We start from the raw sequence: 18,172 nt of genomic DNA on the forward strand, positions 1-18,172 counted from the left end.
CCGAACGCGAAGCCGTTACGCCCCCAACGTCTCCAGCGCCTGGAACACGGCGTCCGTATCGCCGACATCCGTGCGGATATAGCGCTGGCCGTCGCGTTGCCCTTCACGGCAGATCAGGTCGACGTCGGATTCTGGCGAGCCGATATAGAGCACATCCTTGCCCGACGCGATGCAGCCATAGGTCTTGGACGGAATGACATAGGCCACGAACCCGTCGCGCAGGGTGATCAGGTGTGCATCGGGTGTGACCAGCAGGCGGCCCAGATCGCCAAATGGCACGGGGCGGCCGCGTGCCACGGGCAGGCCTTCCGCCTTCAGCCTTTGTTCCACGCCATCGGCACCGGCCCCGATGGCGTTCAGCCACAGGCCGACCGTACCGCTGCCGGAACGATGGTGGCGGATATAGGCGTCGATAAAGGTGTCGGTATCGTGGGCCACGCCCCAATTGCCGGAATAGAGCAGGATTTTCTTGCCCGTCAGTTCCGTCGGCACGGCCAGCGGCACCTCATCGCCCGTCAGTTCGACGGGCAGCGGGTCCCGCTTCAGCACGATATTGTCGGCGGGGATGCCGTAGCGGCGCAGCAGGCGGACCTGATCCTCTCCCGATGCCTCAAACATCTGCACCCGGCGGCGCAGCCAGATGGTCAGAGCCAGGGCCGCGTCCAGCACCTTGGACGGTGTTGTCCGCGAGGCGATCAGGCATTCGGGATGGAAATCCGCGATCCGGTAGATCAGCTTCTTGCGCAGCACCACATTCAGCGGCACCAGGAAATGCAGCAGGAAGGGTGGTGATCCCGTGAACAGGATCTCATCCGCCGCCGACAGATATTTCCAGGCCCGGCTGATCAGCATGGCATTGGTGCGCACGGTCCAGGCCAGACGCCGCCCCAGGCTGGCGCGGTCCAGCGGCGGGGCCGGCAGGCGCAGGGTGCGAACGGTGCCGGGGCCGACCGCTTCTTCTTCCAGGCTCGCCGTCGAACCAGAGGTCAGGCCCACAAGGGTGACGTCATAGCCCAGGGCGGCGCGTTCGCGGCAATGCATCACGGCATATTGGCCGACGGCGCCGAAATCGGGCGGCAGCCAGTCGCACAGGTAAACAAGCTTGGTCATCATCAACCGGATCGGGATCGGTACAAGCGCGGCATTGACTGCGAAAGCGGCGCGGCTGTCAATCCGCCCCGCTCGCCGGGCTGCCCCCCGCGTTGGTGCCGGAACCTTCGGACAGGAGGTGCGTTGCCTCCGCCTTGGCGCGCGCGATGTCAGGGGCGAAGATCACCGGCCCCCTGCGGTGGCGCAGGCCCAGGCCGCGCAGCACGCCCAGCGGTTGACGCTGTACCCCCGCCATCACCACATGCGCCCCCCGCTTGCCCGCGCGGACCACCAGCGTGGACAGCGCGTCGGCACCGGTGGCGTCCAGCATGGGCACCCCCGTCATATCCAGGATCAGGACGGCAGGCGCCCCGCCGGTACGGTCCAGCACATCCAGCAGCTTACGTGCGGCCCCGAAGAACATTGGCCCGTCGATACGGTAAAGGGCGGCCCCGGCGGGCAGGCCCTTGGCAAGGCCGGGCTGTTCGCCACTGTCCGACACGGCCACGCTTTCCGACATGCGGTGCATGAACAGAACGGCGGCCAGCAGCACCCCGACCTCGATGGCCACCGTCAGGTCGATGGCGATGGTCAGGGTGAAGGTGGTCAGCAGCAGCACCCGGTCGCTGATGGGGGCGGTGCGCAGGGCATGCAGGAAGCGCCCCGCATCGCTCATGTTCCAGGCCACCACCACCAGCACGGCGGCCAGCACCGCCAGCGGCACGAAGGCGGCCAACCCGCTGAAACCCAGCATGAACAGCAGCAGGAAAACGGCATGCAGCATGCCCGACACGGGCGACCGGGCACCGGAGCGGATATTGGTCACGGTGCGGGCAATGGCCCCCGTGGCGGGCAACCCGCCGACCAGGGCAGAGGCGGTATTGGCCACCCCCTGGGCCAGCAATTCGGCATTGGGCCGGTGCCGCCGCCCCGTCATGCCATCCGCCACCACGGCGGACAGCAGCGACTCGACCCCCGCCAGAAAGGCGATGGTGAGTGCGGCGGGCAGCAGCGTGCGCAGCTTCAGCCATGTGACATCAGGCATGGTCGGCATGGGGAGATGGTCGGGGATGCCGCCAAAGCGTGACCCAATGGTTTCCACCGGCAGGCCCAGGGCAAAGGCCAGGACGGAACCCAGCACCACCGCCACCAGAAAGCCGGGGATTTTCGGCACCCAGCGGCGCAGCCCCAGGATCAGGGCCAATGCCCCCAGCCCGACAAGCGCCGCCACCCCCACCGTATCGCGCGCGGCCCAGAAGGCGGGCCATTTATCGATGAATTCCGCCGGGACCGGCCCCATCGACAGACCCAGCAGGTCCTTGATCTGGCTGGAAAAGATGATAACGGCGATACCGGCGGTAAAGCCGGTCACCACGGGCTCGGGGATATACTTGATCCACTGCCCCAGGCGCAGCAGCGCGGCGGCCACCAGGATGATGCCGGCCATCAAGGTCGCCAGCACCAGCCCGTCATAGCCATGCTGGTTGATCACCCCGACCACGACGACGACAAATGCCCCCGTCGGCCCCCCGATCTGCACCCGGCTGCCGCCCAACGCCGAAATCAGGAACCCCGCCACCACGGCGGTGACCAGCCCCTTATCCGGCGTTGTCCCCGACGCGATTGCCAGCGCCATGGCCAGCGGCAGCGCCACGATGGCGACCGTCAGCCCGGATATGGCATCGGCCCGCAGCGCGGCGAGGCCATAGCCTTCACGCAGGGTGGTGACCAGCTTAGGCAGCAGCTCGCGGGCAAGCGGGATGGGGGTGGCGCTCATGGGCGGCCTCATGGAACAACATCAGGATTTATGTAGTTTCAGGAGGTTCCGCCTTTTGGGGGGTGTTGGTCAATCCCCAAAAGGGGATTCCAGCACATCAAGCCTTAAGAGAATTGATGCTGCTAAAGAGCGAAAATCTTCTGCAACCCGACGAACAGCCTCTGCATGCGAGCCGATAGCACCATCAGCCGCTGTTAACTTAAAAATCGGCTTGTGCGCCTCCTGCGCCATCGGTGCTAGACTTCGATAGTGCTTAACTTGCGCGAGGTAATCGCTCAACAGCCCCCCTCGTGAGCCTGGCATATCCAAGACTAGCGCCCGATAGGCAGCAGGTATTTTCTCCGCCCAGTTCCGGTAAGCCTTCACCGGGCGATCTACCCTTTCCCCATGTTGCATGAGGACATATCCCAAAGGCTTCATGCCACCCGAGGGCAAGTCGAAATCCGGCTGTTTCCAATTGTCCCGGCGTCGGTCCCACTCCGTCCGCCATCCATTTAAGGTGGGACCAAGATTCCGTAGCCCCTGCAAAGAAAACAGGTCGGCTGCCAGCGGCACAACCACATAATCCGTTGCGATCAAGGCTGACCGGTTGATGGCCCCCAGATTGGGGCCAACATCGGCCAGGATGATATCGGCCCCGTGCTGGCGTGCCGCCATCTGAGCGACCTGCCAGAATGAGGATAAAATGCGAAATGGGCGATACAGGTCTTCATTGTCGCCCAAAGCCTTTGACCATTCATCCGACAGCGGCCCCTCGAACCCGGCTAACGCCAAATCGCCCGGCACCAGATGCAGGTTCGGGGTTATCTCCTGTGTTTGCGGTGGCAGAATATCGCCTACCCGCAGCAAGGGCCGCACGCATTGATAGATCGTAGTGCCGCGGCCCACCGGGGTGTCCGGGTCCCAGATTTCCTCCAGCACCTCTTCTGGCAGAAAGGCGCTGGTTAGGTTGGCCTGCGGGTCCAGGTCGATGGCCACCACCTTCTTGCCCATTTCCGACAACATCCAGGCGAGGTGGAAGACCAACGATGTCTTGCCCACCCCGCCCTTGTTGTTGAAGAAGGTCAGAACCGGAACGCTCATGGTGCTTTCCTGAGGGTCGCCAGGACAAAATTGTCCTGTACATTGAATTCCAGCGGCGGATTGCCGTTCTTCGCCATCAAGTCCTTGGCATTGGCGATACCGGCGCCGAAACGCTGCGCATACCCCAAAATCTTGAACGCGGCGGCCAGTTGCGGATTTCGATAATCGGTGAATCCCGGCCGCCCGAAATTTTCACGCGTGACGACGCCATAAGGTCCGCCAGGGTTCAATATCTCAATACGGTCATTGAACCAATACAGGCGAACCGGGGCATTGGTGCCCTCATAAGTTCGGTGCATTACAGCATTCCGCGCGAGTTGCTGCAGCGCTGCCAGCGGATAGGCGCTGGTCCGCACCTCGCGATCCTGAGACGTAAAGTCAATACGACTGGTCAGGTGCAGCCGCAGTTTCTCATCCAACTGACGCAGCTTCATCGACAGCGTACCATCGATTTCCGCATCATCAATGATGGGATCGCTCAGCTCCGTTCCGTCAATGCGCAGGAACTGGATATAGTCTCCCGGTATCCAGGTGCGCGGGGTGATGCCCAGCACCAGATGACCAAGCACGGTCGGCACCGGCTCGTCCGCCGCGATGACCATGCCGCAGGAGGCCAGCCGCTGTTCATAGGTGCGACCATTGGCAGCCAGGATATCCGGGGCCACCGCATTGGTCAGGTACTCATGTTCAAAATCAACGCGGCTCAAATCATCCAGGCTGCTGCCGCGCACCGGTTGCGCTTCGAACAGCCGGTCCCGGAAGCGGCGCTTTTCGTTCAGTATCCGCTCATCCTGTGCTGTGGCGATGTCGCGGCGGGGCCCCGTGCGCACCCAAATGCGACCATCATAACGAGCGGGCGGCGCATCAGCAGGATAGATGGTGACGACTGCCATCTCCGCGCCCTTCAATACCCGACGCTCCACGATCAAGGTAGGGGGCGGTACGATCTGCCCGTCCGTTTTCATATGGGCCAGCGACTGCAATAGCTGATCGGTCACGGCGATGCCAGCCGGGTTGCCATCATCGCGGGCACCGATGAACAACACGCCGGGCAGATCGTGATTGGGCAGGTCATTGGCGAAAGCACAGACGGCTTGGCGAGCCTTGTTGGGAACGTCGCCCTTCCAGTCCTGCTTGCGCTCGCTCCGGTCGGACTCCAGATCATCCAACAGCGATAGAAGTTCCGCATCGCTCAACGGCGTCATCACGCTCACCCAGCCGTGAAACATTGCTTCTATCGATATGGGCGCTGAAGCTGACAGGCGTCAATGAAAACAACGCCCCCCATTGCCCTCCATCCCCCGCCAGCGTATTCCAGGAGCACCCGTCGCCGCACCCGCCCGAAAGCCCCCTCCCCGCTCATGTCGCAGCCGTCCGCCCCCTCCCCCACCATCCCCGCCGCCGTGGGGGCCAGCCTGTCGGGCACCAACCTGGAGCGGGCGGGGGATCATAATCAGCGGGTGACGTTGCAGGCGGTTCGGGTGGGTGGGCCGATCACGCGGGCCGATCTGGCGGAGATCACGGGGCTGACGGCACCGGCCATCGCCAATATCACCAAGCGCCTGCTGTCCGAGGGGTTGATTATCGAGGCGGGAAGGCTGCTGGGGCAGCGGGGGCAACCGGCGATGAAGCTGGCCATCAATCCCGACGGCTGCTTTTCCGTGGGCGTCAATATCGACCGCGACCACATCACCCTGGTCGTGCTGGACCTGCTGGGCCAGGTGCGGGCGCGGGCCACACGGGAGGTGGATTTCGCCCTGCCGGATGAGGTGGCGGAGTTTGTGCGCACCGAACTGTCGGCCATCCTCGCCAAGGGGGCCATCAAGGCCAAGCGCCTGATCGGACTGGGTGTCGCACTGCCCGACGATCTGGGCCGGGTGCATCTGCCGCATCAGCCGGATGAATATGAGGTCTGGAACCAGACCGACATCCCGTCGCTGTTCACGGGCCTGCCCCCCCTGCCCATCTTTGTGGAGAATGACGCGACGGCGGCGGCGCTGGGCGAGGCGCAGTTCGGCCTGGGCCTGCGCCATCCCAGCTTCTTCTATCTGCTGATCAGCCGGGGGCTGGGCGGCGGGCTGGTCCTGGACGGGCAATATTTCCGGGGGGCCGACGGGCGCGCCGGCGAGATCGGGTTCCTGCCCGTGCAGCATCCGGCGACCAAGGCGGCGGCCTTGCAGGATGCCGTATCGCTGTCGGCCCTGTTCGACCATATGGAGGCGCGCGGCCAGCGGGTGACGCAGCCCGACGATCTTCTGTCGCTGAACGATGCCGGCAAGGCGGCGCTGGCCGAGTGGATCACCCTGTCGGCGGACCTGCTGACGGGGCCGATGCTGGCCATATCCGGCCTGATCAATCCGCAGGCCGTGTTCGTCGGCGGGCGGCTGCCGGCCCCGCTGGTCGATGAACTGACCGTGGCGGTCAATGCCCGCATGCAGGCGGGCCGGGGGCAGGTGCCGATCCTGGCCCCCATGCGCCGTGCCGCCATGGCCGCCGACGCGCCCGCCGTGGGGGCCGCCATCCTGCCCTTCAACCAGCGTCTGCTGCCGGGCCGTTCGGTTTTGATGAAAACCGCCGAAGAATAGGCAACAATGGGGCCGATGCACCGTTGATGGCGAGAAACCGCCATCCGACCGGAAGCCCGAAGGACCAACGCCTATGTTCGCATCCCCCTTGTATGAGGCCGCCCGCCGCCGCGACGCCCTGGTGACCTGGGCCGTGGAGCATGCCTTTCCCCTGTGGTGGGATGCCGGGTACGATCATGCCCGCGATGGTTTCCACGAGAAACTGAGCCAGACGGGGCAGCCGCTGGACCTGCCCCGGCGGGCGCGGGTGCAGCCACGCCAGATCTATGCCTATGCCACCGCCCCCAGCCTGGGCTGGGAAGGGCCGGCGGGTAGTGTCGTACACCGGGCGCTGGATGCCTATCTGGTCCGTTACCGCCGCGCGGATGGCCTGTTCCGTACCCTGGTGACGGCGGATGGCGGGGTGGCGGATGACGGGGTCGATCTCTATGATCAGGCCTTCGCCCTGTTCGCGCTGGCCCATGGGGCGCGCGCGCTTAACAGGCGGGCGGCGCTGGAGCCGATGGCCACCGCATTGCGCGACATGCTGATCGGGCGATGTAGCCGGCAGGGCGGGTTTGCACTGCTGGACCCCGACGCATTACCCCAGCAATCCAACCCCAACATGCATCTGCTGGAGGCGTCACTGGCCTGGGAAGAAGCGGGCGGGGACATGCGATGGACCGCCATGGCCGACGGTATCGCCGAACTGGCCCTGGCACGCTTCATCGACCCGGTCACAGGCGCGCTGCGAGAGTTCTTCGATGCCGGCTGGCACCCGGCACCGGGCGAGGCGGGCCGGATCGTGGAGCCGGGGCACCAGTTCGAATGGGCCTGGCTACTGCTGCGCTGGGGCCGGTCACGGGGGCGGGCCGATGGCACGCACGCCGGTCTGCGCCTGCTGGAGATCGGTGAGACGCACGGGGTCGATCCCGGGCGGGGCGTGGCGTTCAACAGCCTGCTGGATGATTTCACCATTCATGACCACACCGCCCGCCTGTGGCCGCAGACGGAGCGGTTGAAGGCGGCGGTGCTGGCGGCGGAGGTCACGGGCGAGGAGAAATACTGGACCCAGGCCGTACAGGCGGCGGATGGGCTGTCGCTTTACCTGAACACCCCCGTCAAAGGCCTGTGGTGGGACCGGCTGTCGCCCGACGGAACCTTCGTGGACGAGCCGGCCCCGGCCAGCAGCTTTTATCACATCATCTGCGCCATCGCGGAATTCGACCGCGCAGTGACGAAGGCGGGAATCCGGCGACCGGCTTAACGGTTCCTCAGACGCCGGCGCCGCGTCCGCGGCTTGGCTCTAAGCCGCCATCGGCCCCACATAGCGCGAGGCAGGGCGCATCAGGCGACCCGTGGCTTCCTGTTCCATGACATGCGCACTCCACCCGGCAACACGGCCCATGGCGAAGATGGGCGTGAACAGGTCGCGGTGCAGGCCGACCGCGTCCAGCAGCAGGGCAGTATAGAATTCCACATTGGTTTCCAGCGGACGGTCGGGCCGGTGGGTGGCAAGCGCCGACAGGGCCGCCCGCTCTACCTGTTCAGCCAGATCGATGCGCGGGCTGCGCAGGGGGCGGACGGCGACCTTCAGCACCTCTGCGCGCGGGTCACGGACGCGGTAGATGCGGTGGCCGAAACCCATCAGGCGGCGGCCCGCTGCCAGTTCGTTGGCGATCCAGGTGGGGGCGGCATCGGCGCTGCCAATGGCATCCAGCATATCCAGCACGGGACCCGGCGCGCCGCCATGCAGCGGGCCTTTCAGGGCACAGAGACCGGCCACCACGCTGCTGACCATGCCGGCGCGGGTGGAGGCCACGATGCGGGCCGCAAAGGTGGAGGCGTTAAGCCCATGATCGCTGACCGTCACCAGATAGGTGTCGAGCGCGCGGGCCAGCGCCGGATCGGCAGCCCGCCCCGTCATCATACGCAGGAAATCCGCCGCATGGCCGGCGGTCGGGTCCGGGGCGACGGGGGGCAGGCCCCGGGCATGGCGGGTACGGGCCGCGATGAAGACGGGCACGGCGGCGACCACGCGCACCGCATCATCCGATGCCTCGCCATCGGGCAGCGATGACAGCATCAGGCGCAGTGCCTCCACATCGCTCAACCCGTTGGTCGCGGGCAGCAGGGTGGGCAGGTGGGCGGCCACGGCCACACGCGCCTGACCAATGGCCACCCGCAGGGCATCGGGCCGACCGCCCAGCGGGTGAAAGCCCTGCCAGAGCAAGGCCGTGATCCCTTCGAAATCCAGGGTCTGCGCCGCGCGTTCCACGGGCAGACCGCGCAGGACCAGTTCGCCCGCAACGCCGTCGACATGGCTCAACACGGTTTCAGCGGCGATGATCCCATCCAGTCCGGTCGTCATTTCCGGCTCCTTCCAGCTTGTTGCATCCTGGACAGGGTTGGACGGGACGGATATACAGTCAATATTGATTCAATAAATCAATATATCATCATGACCGCACCCCTGACCCTGTCCGCCAAGGAAGCCGCCGCCGAGCTGGGCGTCAGCCTGCCCACGCTTTACGCCTATGTCAGCCGGGGCCTGATCCGATCGGAAGCACCGGCGGGCGGGCGCACGCGGCTGTACCGGGCCGATGATGTCCGCGCCCTGGCGACGAAGCGCGACCGCCCGGCGGAAGCGGGCAATGACAGGGCACTGGACTGGGGTGCGCCCGTCCTGGAATCGGCCATCACCCTGATCACGGGCGAAGGGCTGTATTATCGCGGGCGGGATGCCGGCGATCTGGCGGCGGGTGCGACGCTGGAAGCGGTGGCCAGCCTGTTGTGGGACAGTACGGAGGATGCGTTCGCGGAGGAACCGCCCGCCCTGCCCGCCTTTGCCAGCCTACCGCCGGGGCTGGACCCGCTGGACCGGCTGCTGTCGCTGCTGCCGCTGGCCGCAGCCACGGACCTGCGTTCCGTGAACCGCACACCCGCCGGTTTGGCGCGGACCGGTGCGCGCATCCTGCGTCTGACAGCGGCGATCCTGACGGGGACCGGCCCATCCGCCCTGCCCCTGCATCAGCAGCTGTGCAACGCCTGGGGCGTGGCGGGGCCGGGGGCGGAGCTGATCCGGGCGGCCCTGGTCCTGTGTGCCGATCATGAGCTGAACGCCTCAGCCTTTACCGTCCGCTGTGTGGCGTCCACCGGGGCCAGCCCCTATGCGGCCCTGTCGGCGGGGATCGGTGCGCTGCGCGGGCCGCGTCATGGCGGGATGACGGCGCGGGTAGCGGCCATCCTGCCGGGCCTGCTGGACGCGCCCGATCCGGCCCAGGCCCTGGCCGCCTATCTGGCGCGGGGGGATGAGCTGCCGGGCTTCGGCCATCCGCTTTACGTTAAGGGCGATGTGCGGGCGGCCTGGCTGTTGAAACGCATGGCGGCAACCTGGGGCGCGGATATGCGCATGCGCCGCGCCCTGGCATTGGCCCGGGCTGCCACGGAGATGGCGGGGACGCCGCCCACCATCGATTTCGCCCTGGTCCTGCTGGCCGACCGGCTGGGCCTGCCGCCGCACGCACCCATCACGATCTTCACCCTGGGGCGCAGTGCGGGGTGGGTGGCGCATCTGCTGGAACAGGTGCGGTCGGGCGTACTGATCCGGCCCCGCGCCCGCTATACGGGGGTGCGGCCCGCCTGACCCCTTGCCGCCGCCGCCCATCTTCGCCATATCCAGGGCATGAGCGATCCTGGCGATAAATATTCGACCGAGGCCCTGCGCATTGATCCGATCAAGATGCGCAGCGATGCCGACCTTGTCCGCCGGCGCTTCTGGGACAAGCTGCGCGGCAGTCTGGCGCGCATTCCCTTTGCCGACCGCGTCATCGCCGCTCGCTATGCCGCCACCGACCCGGCCACGCCGATCCGGGACAAGGCCGTGCTGCTGGGCGCGCTGGCCTATTTCATCATGCCGGTGGATGCGGTGCCGGATTTTGTCACCCTGCTGGGCTTCACCGACGATCTGGCCGTCCTGACGCTGGCCCTGCGCACGGCGGCTGGGTCCATCCGCGAGGAGCACCGGCAGCAGGCCCGTGCCTGGCTGGAGGGGCATTCGGTCAGCACAGCCAAGGCGGAGGATGTCGCCAAGGGGCCGATCATCGACCATGACGGGCGGGCATGAAAAAACCCCGGCCTGTCACCAGACCGGGGTTTGAATAAAGTCCGTAACGCTTAGCCGTGGGCCAGGATGGCCAGCAGCAGCAGTGCCACGATGTTGGTGATCTTGATCATCGGGTTCACGGCGGGACCGGCCGTGTCCTTATAGGGGTCGCCCACGGTGTCGCCGGTCACGGCCGCCTTGTGCGCATCCGAACCCTTGCCGCCATGATGGCCCTCTTCGATATATTTCTTGGCATTGTCCCAGGCACCGCCGCCCGAGGTCATGGAGATGGCGACGAACAGGCCCGTGACGATCACGCCCAGCAGCATGGCACCCACGGCGCTGAACGCCGCCCCCTTGCCCGCAATGGCGGATATGATGAAGTACAGCACCACCGGGGCCAGCACCGGCAGCAGCGAGGGGATGATCATCTCCTTGATGGCGGCCTTGGTCAGCATGTCCACAGCGCGGCCATAGTCCGGCTTGGACGTGCCGGCCATGATGCCCTTATCCTCCCGGAACTGGCGGCGCACCTCTTCCACCACGGAGCCGGCGGCGCGGCCCACGGCGGTCATGCCCATCGCGCCGAACAGATAGGGCAGCAGGCCGCCCAGGATCAGGCCGACGACGACATAGGGGTTGGCGAGGCTGAAATCCACCGTCACCCCATCGAAATAGGGGTAGGTGGCAGCATTGGCGATGAAGAACTTCAGATCCTCATTATAGGCCGCGAACAGCACCAGGGCACCCAGACCGGCGGAACCGATGGCATAGCCCTTGGTCACGGCCTTGGTGGTGTTGCCCACTGCGTCCAGCGCGTCGGTGGTGACGCGCACATCCTTGGGCAGGTCAGCCATTTCGGCGATGCCGCCGCCATTGTCGGTGACGGGACCATAGGCATCCAGCGCCACAACCATGCCGGCGACGGCCAGCATGCTGGTCACCGCAATGGCAATGCCGAATAGACCGGCCAGCAGGAAGCAGGCGATGATGGCCACGCAGATCACCAGGGCCGGCAGGGCCGTCGATTCCATCGACACGGCCAAACCCTGAATGACATTGGTGCCATGGCCCGTGGTAGAGGACTGGGCCACCGACTTCACCGGGCGGTAATTGGTGCCCGTGTAATATTCGGTGATCCAGACGATGAGGCCGGTCACGGCCAGACCGATCAGGCCGCAATAGAACAGGTGCCGGCCCGTGAAGGTCACCCCGTCACCCGTGGTGAAGACGGTCTGGAACCCGTCCGGCAGCACGTAATGGGTGACCCCGCCGATGGCGACCAGGGACAGCAGACCGCAGGCGATGAAGCCCTTGTACAGCGCGCCCATGATGTTGTTGGACGAACCCAGCTTCACAAAGTAAGTGCCGATGATGGAGGTGATGATACACGCCCCGCCAATGGCCAGCGGATAGACAAGCGCCGCAGCCAAAAGCCCCTGACCTGCGAAGAAGATGGAAGCCAGCACCATGGTGGCGACCACGGTCACGGCGTAGGTTTCGAACAGGTCGGCGGCCATGCCGGCGCAGTCACCAACATTGTCGCCGACATTATCGGCGATCACGGCGGGGTTGCGCGGATCATCCTCCGGGATACCGGCTTCGACCTTGCCCACCAGATCAGCACCCACGTCAGCGCCCTTGGTGAAGATGCCGCCGCCCAGGCGCGCGAAGATGGAGATCAGCGAGGCACCGAAGCCGAGCGCCACCAGCGCGTCGATCAGTTCACGCCCCGTGACGCCCATGGAGGTCAGCACGAAATAGTAGCCGGCGACACCCAGCAGGGCCAAGCCCGCCACCAGCATGCCCGTCACAGCACCGGCGCGGAAGGCCAGCGACAGGCCCTGCGCCAGACCCTTACGCGACGCCTCTGCCGTGCGGACATTGGCGCGCACGGAGATGTTCATGCCGATATAGCCGGCGGCGGCCGACAGGACAGCACCAATGATGAAGCCGATGGCAACCTTGGCCCCCAGCAGCACGCCGACCAGCACCGCAATCACGACTCCGACAATGCCGATGGTCGTGTATTGACGGTTCAGATAGGCACCCGCGCCGATCTGGATGGCCTGGGCGATTTCCTGCATGCGGGCATTGCCCGGACTGGCGGAGAGCACGGCGCGGGCTGTGACCAGCCCGTAAAGAATGGCCAGCACCCCACATGCCAGCACGAAGTACAGCACTTGCGTGGTCATGTCGTTTCCTTACCCTGTTGAAGATGCCGCTTCTGTTTTGATGACCGGACGGCCGGCGGCATTAGGCGGGCGCAAGCATGCCATGCGTTTTTGAATGCGGCAATACGCCACCATTAACCAGACTTGCACTTTGCACTGCGGCATTGCAGTGCGGGATGATTCGGACGCGGATGCGGGAGCATCCGTGCAACCAAGTGAAACAGAAAATCAGGGGGTGTTTCACGGGCACGCGCCTTTCCCGCTCTGAAAGCCGGTGGCTTCAAAGGGGGCAGGCGCAGATATGGCGTTGATGGATGCAGTCTAACAGAAAGGCGGCGAGCGGTCAGCAGTGTCGACGCGGCGGGGGCTGTTCTTAGGGACTGTCAGATTTATGGGGGACGGATTGTTACTGCTTCCACAGTCACCCCCGCGAAAGCGGGGGCCCAGCGTGAGGCGCGGTTAGCGCCGATATGAGTCATGTCGCGGCTATCGCCGCTCTCGCTGGGTCCCCGCTTTCGCGGGGATGACGGCGAGGGCAGGGAAAATCGATTCCAGTTAAACCTGACACCCCCTAATAAACCGGGCGCTGACTCACCGATTGGATCAGCACGTCATGCACGACGTCAGGACCCATTACCTTCACTGTGGCTTCCATCAATTTGTTCTTCACCGCTGGGATGTTAAGAACTTGTCCGTCAATGACCTGCCCCCTATCAAGCCCGCCATATAGTGCTTGTACGTAAGCATCAACCAGACGCGCTTTCTGCTGAGACACCTGTTCACGGGCGACTTCGTCATCCACTTCCAAACTGACGGTGACCATAATGTTCTGTTCCACGGTCTTGGCACCCAGGACAGGCACAATCATCGGGCCGATGGCGACGAAGACTGGGGGACCCGTGCGTTCCTTCTTCTTGGGCGCTTCTTCCGCGTGCTCCCCTTCCTTGTGCGGCTTCGGCCCGAACATGACATAGCCGCCGACACCGGCGCCGATCAGCACCAGCAAGGCCAGGACAAGCAGAATGATCTTCTTCATGGAACAAACGCCCCTTCAACCGACAGACGCACTATAGCACCCGACGTCCGGGCCTTAGAGCGCCAATTCCGGGAAGGTGGTGCGCCCCGCTGAATTGAACGTTGTTCACGGCGAAAGGAAAGTCAAGCGCTGGTTAGGGACAGACAGGCCTGCCCCCAACCAGCGTGCAAATCTCAGCGCGGCTGTGCCAGGACGGTCCGCACCTTAATCTCCCCGCCCGGCGCGAAGGTGACGGTGGAAGACTGGCCCAGTGCGACATCGTGGATGCCGGTGACGGCCCCGGTGGTGATCAGGGTGCCCGCCGGCAGGGCGATGCCGCGCGCGCGGCAATGGGCCAGCAGGAAGGCGACGGCTTGAACCGGCGTGCCGGGAATGCTGGCGAAACTGCCGGTGCCGACCACTTCACCCTCAATCCGGGTTTCCACGGTCAGGCTTTCCGGGGCCGCATCCTGCCAGCCCGTCAGTTCCGGGCCGACGATAAGGCCGGCATTATTGCCGAAATCGCTGACCACAACGGTGGGGCCCAACTTGTTGATGGTGGCCAGCGGGCTGCCGGCCAGTTCGATGCCGGCATGGATGGAGGCGATCAGGCCCCGCGCCTCCGCCTCATCCGACGGGCCTTCCGCCGGCATATTGGCCCCCAGCTTCACCACGAACTCACCCTCAACCGCCGCGAAGCCGCCGGGAATGATGGGCAGGTCGATCACCTGACCTTCGCTGTAGTCCCAGACATTGCCGTCAAACACGGGACCGGCCAGACGCATCGCCCCCAGTTTCTCCCGGAAGGCGGGCGGCACCATGCCAATCTTCCAGCCGCGCACCGGCGTCGGCCACAGCGACCGCGCCGCATCCTGAATGTCATAGGATTGGGTCAGGTGGTCGGGAATGGTGCCGGGATAATCCGGCAGGGATGTGGCAGCACGGCGGGCAGCGACAAAACGCTGGGCGATTTCCTGGGCGGTGGACACCGTCATAACTCCTGGAATGTAGGATACGTCGGGTGCCATCCTATGATGACACCGGTTTCCATGCAAGGCGCTGCCGCCGTGGATAGCCACGGCGGTGCCTCAGGCCTTGGGCGGGGCGCTGCTTTCGCGGACGACCAGATGCGGCTGAAAAATCGTTTCCCGCAGCTTGGCGTCGGGCTGCGCGATGCGCTGGATCAGCTTTTCCGCCGCGACACGGCCCATGTCGCGGACGGGGGAGCGCACGGTGGACAAAGCGGGGCAGAGGCGAGAGGCCAGCTGACTGTCGTCAAAGCCGACGACGGTCAGGTCCTGGGGAATGGCGATGCCCTTCTGATAGGCGATTCGATAGACGCCAGCGGCCATTTCATCGTTAGAGGCGAAGATGGCGGTCGGCGGGTTCGCCATCGACAGCAGCTTCTCGGCGCATTCCTGACCGCTTTCGAACGTGTAGGCACCCTGGGCCGACAGCTCGGGGTCCAGCGACAGACCGTGGCGGGCCAGTCCGTCGGCGAAACCACGGCGGCGTTCCTGTGCGGACTTATATTGCGGCGTGCCAGCGATATAGCCGATGCGGCGGTGGCCCAGTTCGACCAGATGGTCGGCCACTTCCGCCGCCCCCTTGTAATCCTCATACACGACCAGATGGGCGGCGACATCCAGTGGCACGCAGGCCACCCGGATGAAGCGGCAGCCGATTTCCACCAGCATGGCGGCCAGGGCCTCATCCTCTGACAGGGGCGGCAGCAGGATGACGCCATCCAGCTTCTGCCGCTCCACGAACTGCCGCATCTCCTTCATATAGGTCGGGCTGGTGCGGATGCAGGGATGCACCACCAGTTCAAACCCGCTTTTGCGGCAGGCCTCCAGAATGCCCGCCTGGACATTCACCACATATTGGCTGTTGGGATTGTCATAGATGATGCCCAGAAGGAAGGAACGCTGCGACGCCAGACCGCGCGCCTGCGGGTCGGGTTCATACCCGATATCATCAATGACCTTGGTGATCTTCTGTCGGGTTTCCTCATTCACCAGCGGCGACTGGTTGATGACCCGCGACACCGTCTTCTTCGACACCTCCGCCAGACGGGCCACATCATTGATGGTGGGCCGGCGCTTCAGGTCCCAGACATAGGTCTTCGGCGCTTCCGGCTTTTCGGCCTGTTCAGTCACGGCGGCAGCGTCGGCGGTGCGGGCACGGGGCATGGAGGGTGCTGTCCCATCATTGATGTGTTTATCGGCATCAATTGTCCCCCCAGGGGACAATAGGAATGTACTGCACTGTGCGCCAGGATGGCGCAACCCCTAATCGGCCATGGTTCCGGTTTCATGGTATCGAGCCCATGCTTTTCATTTGCCGGACCCTGGCGAATGATGGTAACCGGTGTCAAAACATGTGTAAAGACGGTACGCAAAAGCCAGTGCCGGCTCCTGCGATGAAGGGAGTGCCCCCCATGAAGATGCGCCCGACCGTTCTTGCCGCCTTGCTGTCGCTGCTGCCCACCCTGCCCGCCGCTGCCATTGGCCGCGATGTGGCACCCGCCGCCATCCCGGCCTTTCCGGGGGCGGAAGGGGCCGGGGCCTATGCGATGGGCGGACGGGCCGGACGGGTCTTCATCGTCACCAGCCTGGAAGATGACGGGCCGGGCAGCCTGCGCGAGGCGGTGCAGGCCAAGGGGCCGCGCATGGTGGTGTTCGCCGTGTCGGGCACCATCCAGCTGAAATCCGACCTGCGCATCAAGAATGATTTCATCACCATCGCCGGACAGTCGGCCCCCGGTGGCGGCATCACGCTTCGTGATTATCCGCTGATCGTGACGGCCAGCCATGTGGTAATCCGGCATATCCGTTCCCGCCTGGGCAGTGCGGCGGGACAGGAGGCGGATGCTGTCACGGTCTTCGATGGCAAGCACATCATCCTGGACCATGTCTCCGCCAGCTGGTCCACCGATGAAAGCCTGTCGCTGTCCTTCAAATGGAAAGAAGGGATGACGGGGCTGGACAATGTCACCGTGCAATGGTCGGTGATCGCCGAAAGCCTGAACAAATCGGTCCATGCCAAGGGCGACCATGGTTATGGCACGCTGGCGCGCGGGTCGTTCGGGTCCCGATACAGCTTCCACCATAATCTGTGGGCCAGCCACACGGCCCGCATGCCGCGCCCCGGCAATTTCGAAAAACAGGCGGACGATCCGACCGGTGCCTTCATGGATTTCCGCAACAATGTCTTCTTCAATTGGAAGGGGACGGGCAAGGGCGGGGCGTCCGGCTATAACGCCGATACGGATGCCGTTACGGCCTATAATTTCGTGAATAATTATTATGTGGCGGGGCCGGATTCGAAGGGCGCGCATGCCTTTGATGAGAAAAGCCCCGTGGCCAAGGCGTATTTCGCCGGCAATTGGATGAACCATGCGGAGCCGACGGACCCCTGGTCGCTGGTGACCGGTGTGCAGGCCGATGGCTACCGCCAGTCTGCCCCGATCCCGATGGCGCCGGTGACGACGGAACCAGCCGATGCCGCCTTCCGCGCCGTTCTGAGCAAGGCCGGGGCGGGACGGGTGCGCGACAGCGTGGATGAGCGGATCATCGCCGGCGTCGCCAAGGGCGAAGGCCGGATCATCGACAATCAGGATGATGTCGGCGGCTGGCCGGTGCTGGCCGCAGAGACAGCGCCGACTGACAGCGACCGGGACGGCATGCCCGACGCCTGGGAAAAGGCCCACGGCCTGAACCCGACCGATCCGGTGGACGGCGCGACCGACCGCAATGGCGACGGTTATACCAATCTGGAAGAATATCTGAACGGGTTGTGAGGGGGGACGGGTCACCCCGCCCCCACTTATCATCAGCTCTTGTCGGCCATGACCTGACCCGTGGCACCATCAATGCGGATGGTGCGGGTGCCGTTTCCGTTCAGCACCTCAACATCATAGGTCAGGCGGTCATTGTCGTGCCCGACCTCGGCCTCAATGGCCTTGCCGCCGCCCTTGCTTTCGGCGATGCCGATGGCCTGCGCCAGGCTGGTGGAGGCGGCGGTCAGTTCGCGCGGCTCCACGCCCGCACCCAGCTGCTGTGCCCAGGTGGCCAGGGTCTGCTTGTCAGCCGACGCGATCTTGCCATTGGAGGCATCGACGTCCCAGCGGGTCACGGTCTCGCCGGACACGATGTCGATCTGATACAGGCCGACGCTGTTCTTCGTGTCGAAATCGACATCCACCGCCTTGCCCTTGCCCTGCTGTTCAGCCTGGGCGATGGCCTGAGTCAGGGAAACCTTGGCCTGACGGAAGGCGGCGATGTCGCTGTCGGAGCTGGCGGCCAGGGCAGGCGAGACCAGGACCAGGGACAGGGCGGCGGTGCCGAGAAGCATCTTCATGGT

General features: G+C 64.9%; 15 protein-coding genes. 5 read left to right on the forward strand and 10 right to left on the reverse strand.

What is annotated here, in order from left to right; genetic code table 11:
- Positions 1 to 15 precede the first annotated feature (15 nt).
- The 4 genes from ABC729_RS22220 to ABC729_RS22235 form a co-directional block, all read right to left on the reverse strand.
- Positions 16 to 1,113: a glycosyltransferase family protein gene (locus tag ABC729_RS22220; protein ID WP_495609793.1), complete on the reverse strand. Its 1,098-nt coding sequence runs from the start codon at positions 1,111 to 1,113 to the stop codon at positions 16 to 18.
- A 55-nt stretch (positions 1,114 to 1,168) separates the two neighbouring features.
- Positions 1,169 to 2,866: a SulP family inorganic anion transporter gene (locus ABC729_RS22225; protein ID WP_495609794.1), complete on the reverse strand. Its 1,698-nt coding sequence runs from the start codon at positions 2,864 to 2,866 to the stop codon at positions 1,169 to 1,171.
- A 69-nt stretch (positions 2,867 to 2,935) separates the two neighbouring features.
- On the reverse strand, positions 2,936 to 3,949 hold the full coding sequence (locus ABC729_RS22230; protein WP_495609795.1) for a ParA family protein: 1,014 nt from the start codon (positions 3,947 to 3,949) through the stop codon (positions 2,936 to 2,938).
- Positions 3,946 to 5,154, reverse strand: coding sequence for an ATP-binding protein (locus tag ABC729_RS22235; protein WP_495609796.1), 1,209 nt, complete (start codon positions 5,152 to 5,154; stop codon positions 3,946 to 3,948). Before ABC729_RS22235 ends, ABC729_RS22230 begins: the two co-directional genes overlap by 4 nt.
- A 156-nt stretch (positions 5,155 to 5,310) precedes the next feature.
- Here ABC729_RS22235 and ABC729_RS22240 point away from each other — a divergent pair, with 156 nt between their 5' ends.
- Together ABC729_RS22240 and ABC729_RS22245 are read left to right on the forward strand one after the other, a co-directional pair.
- Entirely contained in the window at positions 5,311 to 6,534 is a 1,224-nt protein-coding gene (locus ABC729_RS22240; protein ID WP_495609797.1) for an ROK family transcriptional regulator, read from the forward strand.
- Between the two features lie 73 nt (positions 6,535 to 6,607).
- Entirely contained in the window at positions 6,608 to 7,780 is a 1,173-nt protein-coding gene (locus ABC729_RS22245) for an AGE family epimerase/isomerase (RefSeq protein WP_495609798.1), read from the forward strand.
- Between the two features lie 39 nt (positions 7,781 to 7,819).
- Here the strand turns inward: ABC729_RS22245 and ABC729_RS22250 are convergent, their stop codons facing one another.
- A complete protein-coding gene (locus ABC729_RS22250) occupies positions 7,820 to 8,884 on the reverse strand; it encodes a citrate synthase/methylcitrate synthase (protein WP_495609799.1) in 1,065 nt (354 codons plus the stop codon).
- Between the two features lie 90 nt (positions 8,885 to 8,974).
- On the opposite strand from ABC729_RS22250, the gene ABC729_RS22255 reads away from it, so the two are divergent.
- Both ABC729_RS22255 and ABC729_RS22260 read left to right on the forward strand, forming a co-directional pair.
- Entirely contained in the window at positions 8,975 to 10,159 is a 1,185-nt protein-coding gene (locus ABC729_RS22255; protein ID WP_495609800.1) for a citrate synthase, read from the forward strand.
- Positions 10,160 to 10,198: 39 nt separating this feature from the next.
- Positions 10,199 to 10,639 carry a YkvA family protein gene (locus tag ABC729_RS22260; RefSeq protein ID WP_495609801.1) on the forward strand — a complete coding sequence of 147 codons (441 nt, stop codon included), beginning with the start codon at positions 10,199 to 10,201 and terminating at the stop codon, positions 10,637 to 10,639.
- A gap of 50 nt (positions 10,640 to 10,689) precedes the next feature.
- Here the strand turns inward: ABC729_RS22260 and ABC729_RS22265 are convergent, their stop codons facing one another.
- The 4 genes from ABC729_RS22265 to ABC729_RS22280 form a co-directional block, all read right to left on the reverse strand.
- Positions 10,690 to 12,813: a sodium-translocating pyrophosphatase gene (locus ABC729_RS22265; protein ID WP_495609802.1), complete on the reverse strand. Its 2,124-nt coding sequence runs from the start codon at positions 12,811 to 12,813 to the stop codon at positions 10,690 to 10,692.
- Positions 12,814 to 13,363: 550 nt separating this feature from the next.
- Positions 13,364 to 13,828, reverse strand: a complete 465-nt coding sequence (locus tag ABC729_RS22270; RefSeq protein ID WP_495609803.1) for a flagellar basal body-associated FliL family protein — start codon at positions 13,826 to 13,828, stop codon at positions 13,364 to 13,366.
- A 173-nt stretch (positions 13,829 to 14,001) separates the two neighbouring features.
- Positions 14,002 to 14,796 carry a 2-keto-4-pentenoate hydratase gene (locus ABC729_RS22275; RefSeq protein WP_495609804.1) on the reverse strand — a complete coding sequence of 265 codons (795 nt, stop codon included), beginning with the start codon at positions 14,794 to 14,796 and terminating at the stop codon, positions 14,002 to 14,004.
- Between the two features lie 99 nt (positions 14,797 to 14,895).
- Positions 14,896 to 15,999, reverse strand: a complete 1,104-nt coding sequence (locus ABC729_RS22280; RefSeq protein ID WP_495609805.1) for a LacI family DNA-binding transcriptional regulator — start codon at positions 15,997 to 15,999, stop codon at positions 14,896 to 14,898.
- Positions 16,000 to 16,247: 248 nt separating this feature from the next.
- Here ABC729_RS22280 and ABC729_RS22285 point away from each other — a divergent pair, with 248 nt between their 5' ends.
- Entirely contained in the window at positions 16,248 to 17,609 is a 1,362-nt protein-coding gene (locus tag ABC729_RS22285; protein ID WP_495609806.1) for a pectate lyase family protein, read from the forward strand.
- Positions 17,610 to 17,641: 32 nt separating this feature from the next.
- On the opposite strand, the gene ABC729_RS22290 is transcribed toward ABC729_RS22285, so the two are convergent.
- Positions 17,642 to 18,169, reverse strand: a complete 528-nt coding sequence (locus ABC729_RS22290) for a PepSY domain-containing protein (protein WP_495609807.1) — start codon at positions 18,167 to 18,169, stop codon at positions 17,642 to 17,644.
- Positions 18,170 to 18,172: the final 3 nt, after the last annotated feature.

This window comes from Niveispirillum sp. CC-CTL257, from assembly GCF_059489915.1.

What these genes read in the sequence shown, in the direction of transcription:
- ABC729_RS22225 (WP_495609794.1), bottom strand. Translation starts at nt 2,866, where the DNA reads ATGAGCGCCACCCCCATCCCGCTTGCCCGCGAGCTGCTGCCTAAGCTG.
- ABC729_RS22270 (WP_495609803.1), bottom strand. Translation starts at nt 13,828, where the DNA reads ATGAAGAAGATCATTCTGCTTGTCCTGGCCTTGCTGGTGCTGATCGGC.
- ABC729_RS22280 (WP_495609805.1), bottom strand. Translation starts at nt 15,999, where the DNA reads ATGCCCCGTGCCCGCACCGCCGACGCTGCCGCCGTGACTGAACAGGCC.
- ABC729_RS22230 (WP_495609795.1), bottom strand. Translation starts at nt 3,949, where the DNA reads ATGAGCGTTCCGGTTCTGACCTTCTTCAACAACAAGGGCGGGGTGGGC.
- ABC729_RS22250 (WP_495609799.1), bottom strand. Translation starts at nt 8,884, where the DNA reads ATGACGACCGGACTGGATGGGATCATCGCCGCTGAAACCGTGTTGAGC.
- ABC729_RS22245 (WP_495609798.1), top strand. Translation starts at nt 6,608, where the DNA reads ATGTTCGCATCCCCCTTGTATGAGGCCGCCCGCCGCCGCGACGCCCTG.
- ABC729_RS22265 (WP_495609802.1), bottom strand. Translation starts at nt 12,813, where the DNA reads ATGACCACGCAAGTGCTGTACTTCGTGCTGGCATGTGGGGTGCTGGCC.
- ABC729_RS22285 (WP_495609806.1), top strand. Translation starts at nt 16,248, where the DNA reads ATGAAGATGCGCCCGACCGTTCTTGCCGCCTTGCTGTCGCTGCTGCCC.
- ABC729_RS22240 (WP_495609797.1), top strand. Translation starts at nt 5,311, where the DNA reads ATGTCGCAGCCGTCCGCCCCCTCCCCCACCATCCCCGCCGCCGTGGGG.
- ABC729_RS22235 (WP_495609796.1), bottom strand. Translation starts at nt 5,154, where the DNA reads ATGACGCCGTTGAGCGATGCGGAACTTCTATCGCTGTTGGATGATCTG.
- ABC729_RS22220 (WP_495609793.1), bottom strand. Translation starts at nt 1,113, where the DNA reads ATGATGACCAAGCTTGTTTACCTGTGCGACTGGCTGCCGCCCGATTTC.
- ABC729_RS22290 (WP_495609807.1), bottom strand. Translation starts at nt 18,169, where the DNA reads ATGAAGATGCTTCTCGGCACCGCCGCCCTGTCCCTGGTCCTGGTCTCG.
- ABC729_RS22260 (WP_495609801.1), top strand. Translation starts at nt 10,199, where the DNA reads ATGAGCGATCCTGGCGATAAATATTCGACCGAGGCCCTGCGCATTGAT.
- ABC729_RS22255 (WP_495609800.1), top strand. Translation starts at nt 8,975, where the DNA reads ATGACCGCACCCCTGACCCTGTCCGCCAAGGAAGCCGCCGCCGAGCTG.